Source organism: Geoalkalibacter sp. (assembly GCF_030604225.1).
Lineage (GTDB): Bacteria > Desulfobacterota > Desulfuromonadia > Desulfuromonadales > Geoalkalibacteraceae > Geoalkalibacter.
This window is the reverse complement of record NZ_JAUVWH010000152.1, coordinates 1-6,843: the sequence shown is the minus strand read 5'-3', so window position 1 is coordinate 6,843 and position 6,843 is coordinate 1. Positions and strand designations below refer to the sequence as shown.

At 67.8% G+C, this 6,843-nt stretch carries 6 protein-coding genes and 2 pseudogenes; 4 read left to right on the top strand and 4 right to left on the bottom strand.

The window, feature by feature from the left end:
• From QAT43_RS13465 to QAT43_RS13450, 4 genes and pseudogenes are all read right to left on the bottom strand, one after another.
• Positions 1–301 (bottom strand): annotated as a pseudogene (locus QAT43_RS13465) (D-2-hydroxyacid dehydrogenase); the annotation flags it as partial.
• A gap of 134 nt (positions 302–435) precedes the next feature.
• Positions 436–1,740 carry a putative DNA modification/repair radical SAM protein gene (locus tag QAT43_RS13460; protein ID WP_305043600.1) on the bottom strand — a complete coding sequence of 435 codons (1,305 nt, stop codon included), beginning with the start codon at positions 1,738–1,740 and terminating at the stop codon, positions 436–438.
• Positions 1,741–1,816: 76 nt separating this feature from the next.
• A complete protein-coding gene (locus QAT43_RS13455; RefSeq protein ID WP_305043599.1) occupies positions 1,817–4,351 on the bottom strand; it encodes an ABC transporter permease in 2,535 nt (844 codons plus the stop codon).
• On the bottom strand, positions 4,348–5,034 hold the full coding sequence (locus QAT43_RS13450) for an ABC transporter ATP-binding protein (protein ID WP_305043598.1): 687 nt from the start codon (positions 5,032–5,034) through the stop codon (positions 4,348–4,350). Before QAT43_RS13450 ends, QAT43_RS13455 begins: the two co-directional genes overlap by 4 nt.
• Here QAT43_RS13450 and QAT43_RS13445 point away from each other — a divergent pair.
• The 4 genes and pseudogenes from QAT43_RS13445 to QAT43_RS13430 form a co-directional block, all read left to right on the top strand.
• Positions 5,033–5,674, top strand: coding sequence for an arylesterase (locus QAT43_RS13445; protein WP_305043597.1), 642 nt, complete (start codon positions 5,033–5,035; stop codon positions 5,672–5,674). The genes QAT43_RS13450 and QAT43_RS13445 overlap by 2 nt on opposite strands.
• Before the next feature lie 54 nt (positions 5,675–5,728).
• The gene (locus tag QAT43_RS13440) at positions 5,729–5,965 is read left to right on the top strand and encodes a hypothetical protein (RefSeq protein WP_305043596.1); all 237 of its coding nucleotides are present in this window, start codon (positions 5,729–5,731) and stop codon (positions 5,963–5,965) included.
• 132 nt (positions 5,966–6,097) lie between these two features.
• Positions 6,098–6,424 carry a hypothetical protein gene (locus QAT43_RS13435; protein WP_305043595.1) on the top strand — a complete coding sequence of 109 codons (327 nt, stop codon included), beginning with the start codon at positions 6,098–6,100 and terminating at the stop codon, positions 6,422–6,424.
• 117 nt (positions 6,425–6,541) lie between these two features.
• A pseudogene (locus QAT43_RS13430) lies at positions 6,542–6,843 on the top strand (hypothetical protein); the annotation flags it as partial.

The following is a 6,843-nucleotide window of genomic DNA, read 5'->3' as shown; positions in this document are numbered from 1 at the left end:
AGGCCGTGCTGTAGGCGGGCACGTTGGTCACCAGGATGTTTCGCTCGCGCGCCGCCGCCACGTCGACCACGTTGTAGCCCGTGGCCAAAACGCCGATGTAGCGCAGCCGCGGCAATTGCGCCAACTGTTCGGCGCCCAGCACCACCTTGTTGGTCAGGACGACCTCGGCCGACGCCGCCCGCTCCGACACCAGCTCCCTGGGGGTACGATCATAAACCCGGAAGTCGCCCAGGGCCTCCAGGGCCTGCCAACTCAGGTCGCCGGGATTGAGGGTGTAGCCGTCGAGGACCACGATGTTCATGCACTGCCTCCTGGTTCGAGTTGTTGGGTTGCGGATCATCCATCACCAAGACTTGCTCAAACCTTCAATGAGTTGTCTAAAAACCTGCTGCCGACCGCGCGAAGCTATCCGAGCCCCCTCACCCCAGTGTCCAATTAGAGTTCCCCGCGCACCGTCGCGGCAAAATGATCCTCGGCTTCGGCGATGCCGGCGAACAGATCGAGCTGGCGCGGCCGGTGCGCCTCCGGGGCGGGCAAGGCCAGCAGGCGCGCGCGCAGATCGGATACGGCCAGATCGGCTTCGCCCAGGTACTTGCCCTGGGCGGTGAGAAAGTAGCGGGCGCGCTTGAGCACGATGCCGAGGCGCCGCAGGGCATCGAAATCCAGCGAGCCGCCGCGCCGCGCGCGGAGGATCTTTCGCGCCGAACGCACGCCGACTCCGGGCACGCGCAGCAGCAGCTCGTACTCGGCGCGATTGACCTCGACGGGGAACAGGTGCAGGTTGCGCAGCGCCCAGCCCGCCTTGGGATCCAGGGCCGTGTCGAGATCGGGCTGGAGGTCGCTGAGAATGTCCTCGGCCGTGAATCCATAGAAGCGCAGCAGCCAGTCGGCCTGATAGAGGCGGTGCTCGCGCAGCAGGGGCGGCGCGGCCAGGGCGGGCAGGCGGTTGTCGGCACTGACCGGCACGAAGGCCGAGTAGTAGACGCGCTTGAGGTCCATGCGCCGGTAGAGGGATTCGGACAGGCGCAGGATCTGGCGGTCGTTTTCGGGACTGGCGCCGACGATCAGCTGGGTGCTCTGCCCGGCCGGGGCAAAGCGCGGCGCCTTGCGGCTCTTGCGCCGCTCGACGCGGCTTTCAGCGATGAGACGCGCGGCCAGATCCATGGGTTCAAGGATCGCCGCGCGGCCCTTGTCCGGCGCCAGATGCTGGAGGCTCGCGGCGCTGGGCAGCTCGATGTTGACGCTCACCCGGTCGGCGTAGCGACCCGCCTCCTCCACGCGCCGCGGATCGGCGCCCGGCACCACCTTGAGGTGGATGTAGCCGCCGAAGCGGTGCTCCTCGCGCAGCAGGCGCGCGGCGGCGATGAGCTGCTCCATGGTGTAGTCGGGGTCGCGGATCACGCCGGTGCTGAGAAACAGCCCCTCGATGTAATTGCGCCGGTAGAAATTGACGGTGATCTCCGCCACCTCGGCGGGGCTGAGGGTGGCGCGCGGCCCGTCGTTGCCGCGCCGGTTGACGCAATAGGCGCAGTCGTAGATACAGGCGTTGGACAGCAGGATCTTGAGCAGGGAGATGCAGCGCCCGTCCGCCGACCAGCTGTGGCAGATGCCGCCGCGCGCAACGTTGCCCAACCCGCCGGCTTGCGGACGCGAACTGCCGCTCGACGAACAGGAGGCGTCGTACTTGGCGCTCTCGGCGAGGATGGCAAGCTTGTGTTCGAGGGACTGGGAATCGGCCATGGCGTCAGCCTAGCACAGCCTTGTGACGGAATACGTCAAAACCAATGACCAAGGGCAAATGACCAAGGACAGCCCTTCAATCTTCTCGCAAATAGGGCGCGGGTTTTTGCCCGAGGGCCTTCCAGGTGCCCGCCAGGCCCAGCAGAAGGGTCAGCACCAAGCCTGCGCCCAGGGTCGCGAGCACCGCGCCCGCGCGCAGGCGAAAGGGTGTGTTCATCAGGCCCTCGAGAATGCCCCAGGCGGCCAGGGATCCGACCAGGGCGCTGATCAGCGCGGCGGCCAGGCCCAAGAGCACAAACTCGGCGGCGAAGGCAGCAAGGATGTCGCGGCGCGTGGCGCCGCACACCTTGAAGATCACCGCGTCGTGGATGCGCCGATGCTGGTCGGCGGAAATCGCCCCGGCCAGGACCAGGAAACCGGTGATCAGGGCCACCGCCGCCATGCCCTGGAAAGCCGTGCCGATGCGCTCCAGGGTGCGCGCCACATTGGCCAGCACTTCGCGGGTGCCGATGGCCGAGACATTGGGCAGCCGGTCGGTGACGGCGCGCAGCAGGACACCCTCGTCGGCGGGCGCCACATAGGCGGTGGCGATGTGGGTCTGGGGCGCGCCCTCCAGGGTGCCCGGCGCGAACAGCAGGGCAAAGTTGAGATCCAGGGTCGACCAGTCCACACGGCGCAGGTTGGCGATTTCGGCGATGATTTCACGCCCGAGGATGTTGACCGTCAAATGGTCCCCGACCCCCAGGCCAAAGCCTTGCGCCACGTCGGCGGTGAGGGACAGCAGCGGCGGCCCGGCGTAATCCGCCGGCCACCAGCGCCCGGCGACCAGCTCGGTACCGGACGGCATGGCGGCGGCGTAGCTCAGGAAGCGGTCGCCGCGCACCGCCCAGCGCACCTCCGGCGCGATCTGCGCCTCGGCCACGGGCACGCCGGCGATGGCGGTGATGCGGCCGCGCAGGGTCGGATAACGCTCGCTGCGCCTGACGCCCGGCACCTCGCGCAGCACGGATTCAAAGGCCGCCACCTGGTCGTGCTGGATGTCCATGAAGAAAAACGCCGGCGCCTCGGCGGGCACCGTCTCGTCCACCAGGCGATTGAGATTGGCCTGCACCAGGGCGACGATGACCAGCACGGTCAATCCCAGCCCCAGGGAGAAAACCGCGCTGCCCGCCGGTGAACCGCGCCGGTGGATGTTGGCCAGGGCCAGGCGCAGGCTTGGCGTCGCGGGGCGCGGCGCACGCCGCGCCCGGGCGATGACCAGGGCGGAGAGTCCGCGAAAGATGGCAAAGCAGGCCAGCGCCCCGATGATGAACCACAGAGCCAGGCGCCGGTCGGCGCTGGTCAGAAACGCCAGCAGCGCCAGGGCCGTCGCGGACAGGGTGATGGCGGCCCAGACCCCGGCGCCGGGGGACAGCCGCGCCGTCTCGGCATAACCGCGAAACAGCACCGCGGGCGGCACCCGCCGCGCGATGCCCAGGGCCTTGAGGGAAAAAACCAGGGCGATGAGCAGTCCGAACAGGGCCGCGTTCAGCAGCGGCTGGGCATAAAATCCCGGCAACAGGGGCACCGGCAGGCGGCCGCCGAACAGTTGCACCGCCAGCCAGGGCACCGCCGCGCCGGCGAGCAGGCCGATCCCGGCGCCGATGGCGCCCAGGATCAGCACCTGCAACAGGTAGCCGCTGAAAATCACCCGGCCCGGCGCGCCCAGGCATTTCATGGCGGCGATATGATAGACCTTGCCGCCCAAGTAGCCGCGCACCGCCCCGGCCACGCCCAGGCCGCCCACCAGCAGGGCGCACAAGCCGACCAGGCTGAGGTTCTGGGTCATGCGGTCGATGAAGTCGCGCACCCGCGGCTCCGCCTCGCGCCAAGTGCGCAGCCGCCAGCCGACATCGGGGAAAGCCGCCTGCAAGCCCGCGCGCACCTCATCGGCCGGGGTCTCGGGGGGCAGGCGCAGACGGTAGGCGTAAGTCACCAGGCTGCCCGGCTGCAGCAGGCCGGTTTCCGCCAGGGCGGCGTGGCTGAGGAGCAGGCGCGGCCCCAGGGTGAAAGCGCCCAGGGTGCGGTCGGGCTCGCGGCTCAGCACGCCGCTGACGCGCAGTTCCGCCTCACCAAGATACAGGCCATCGCCGACGCGCAGATCCAGGCGCTGCAACAGGGACGCCTCGACCAGGGCGCCGTGGCGACCCGCGGCATCGGTCGCCAGGGCATCCGTCAGGGGCGCGGACGGCTCGATGCCGAGGGCGCCGAAAAGGGGATAGGCCTCATCCACCGCCTTGAGTTCCACCAGCAGGCGTCCCTCGCCCTGGGCGGCGCGGGCCATGGCGCGCATCTCGACGACCTCGGAGAGACGACCTTTTTCCGCCAGGGCGGCACGCTGCGCCGCATCGAGCTCGCGATGAGTGAGGCGCGCCTCCACATCGCCGCCGAGCAGGGCGCGGGCATCGGCGAGCAGCCCGCCCTGCGCCGAGGCGGCAAAGGAGCCCACCGCGCTGATGGCGAACACCCCGAGGCACAGACAGGCGAGAAACACGCCAAAACCGTGCAGGCCGCCGCGCAGTTCACGGCGCGCCAGGCGCCAGGCCTGGGGCAGCAGGGCCGGGTCTTTCATGCGCCCTCCCGCGTCGCGGCAAAACGCCCGTCGGCCATGTGCAGGCGGCGCCCGCAACGCCGCGCCAGCACCTCGTCGTGGGTGACGAGGATCAAGGTGGTACCCTGCTCGGCCGCCAAGCCGAAGAGCAGGTCCATGACCCGCACCCCCGTGTCCCGGTCGAGGTTGCCGGTGGGCTCGTCGGCGAGAAGCAGGGAGGGATGGGCGACGAAGGCGCGCGCCAGGGCGACGCGCTGCTGTTCGCCGCCGGAAAGCTGGCCGGGAAAATGCGCCTGGCGCTCGGAAAGACCCACCGCCGCCAAGGCCGCCGCGGCGCGTTCGCGGGCATCGGGCGCGCCGGCGAATTCCAGGGGCAGGGCGGCGTTTTCCAGGGCGGTCATGGTCGGCACCAGATGAAAGGACTGAAAGACGATCCCGAGGTTCTCCCGGCGAAAGCGCGCCAAGGCGTCCTCGTCGAGCCCGCCCAGATCGACGCCCGCCACGCGGATGCGTCCGGCGGTGGGCCGCTCCAGCCCCGCCAGGGCCATGAGCAGGGTGGTTTTTCCGGCCCCCGAGGGGCCGAGGATGCTCAGGCTTTCGCCGCGCGCGACCTCCAGATCGACGCCGCGCAGGATGTTGACCCGCCCGCCGCCGCCGACTAGACTCAGATGCAGATCCTCGATTTCAACCATGGATAGGGACATGCGAACCTTTCTTTCCGTGATGTTTTTGGCCATGCTGCTGTTTTTACCCTGCAACGCCCAGGCGGCGCGGGACAACCTGCGCCTCACGGTGCTGGGCGACAGCCTCGCCGCCGGTTATGGTCTGGCCCCCGATGAGGCGTTTCCCGCCCGCCTCGAAGAGGCGCTGCGGCAGGCCGGCTGCCCGGTACGGGTGATCAACGCGGGGGTGTCCGGCGACACCACCGCCGGGGGGTTGGCGCGCCTGGAATGGGCCCTCGCCGACGCCCCGCACATCGTGCTCGTTGAACTGGGCGGCAACGATGCCCTGCGCGGACTGGCGCCCGAACACACCCAAGCCAATCTCGATGCCATCCTCGGCCGCCTCAAGGAGCGCGGGGTGCAGCCGATCCTCGCCGGCATGCTCGCCCCGCGCAATCTGGGCAGGGACTATTATAGCGCCTTTGACGGGATCTATCCCCACCTCGCCGAGAAACACGGCGTACCCCTCTACCCCTTTTTTCTGGAGGGCGTGGCCGGCGTGCCGGAACTCAACCTGCCCGACGGCATCCACCCCAACGCGCAAGGCATCGACGAAATCGTGCGGCGCATACTACCGCTGGTCAAGGACGTGGCGCGCCGACAGAAGGGGGAAGTTCAATAGGCACGAATGTTGCATTAACCTTGCCCTGACCTCATTCCGGCAAGGAGCCCCGCCATGCAAAACCCCAACGACGACAGCCTGGTGTCCATCGAGGACGCCGCGGAAATCCTCGGCACCACCACCGTCAACATCCTCATGAACCTCAAGCGCGGCCTGCTCGAAGGCCATGAAATCGAGGGTCGCTGGTGGGTGTCCAAGGCCAGCCTCGCCGCCCACGGCGGCGACACCAGGGCGGCCGTGGCCCAGCCCCATTGCCGGCGTTCGACCTGCGGCAGTTGCGGGCAGCACTGATCAAAGAACAGGCACATTCGGCCGCCGATAAAATTCGTCGCGAACCTGCAAAATATCTATTGACAACCCCCCGGGGTTTTTCCTTATTATGTGCGGCGTTTTTCATTCTATTATGGCGGTACCTTTGTCATCATGAAGCCTTTGCGGGCTTTTCTCCGTAAATTCCTGGCATTCGCCCTCATCGGGGTGCTTCTGACCATGCGCCTGGGAAGTTTCTCCTACGAGAGCTTCGTCCAGCCCATCGAGCATTTCATTGCCAAAACGGCCTTCGTCGCCGATGGCAACGTCAAGGCACCTTCCTTTCCCTTCAAGAACAAACGCACCCTCCTCGACAACTGCACCCTGAGTTGCGAGCTTCTCGCCGCGCCGGCTCCCGTTCCTGAGCGGGAAAACCTCGTCTGGAGCCGGATTCTGCCGCCGCCTGAAGTCTATTTCGAACCCTTCGTTCCCCCCGCTTAGACCGCAACCGCGGTTTTCTACCATAAATTTCCTCCGGCAATCGGCCTGCGCATGACGGGATGTCCCCGTCGCCCGGCCATTGTATTCAACCATCTTATTCAGAGAAAGGTTACACCCATGTACCGCAAGCTTGTCACTGTCGCCCTGGTTCTGTTCGCCGTCGCTTCCCTGCCCGCCTGCTCCAAGAAGCCCCGTCCCGACCAGGAAGCCGCCGTTCCCGCCGCCGTCGAAAGCGCCCCGGCCGCCAGCGCCTTCACCGGCAGCGAAGCCCGCGATACCGGCCGCGTTCCCGCCGAGGTTTCCTTCCAGATGGAGCGCATTCACTTTGACTTCGACGCCTACACCCTGAGCGCCGAGGCCCGTCAGATCCTCGCCGCCACCGGCAGCTACCTGCTCGCCAACCCCGGCGTCAACATCGT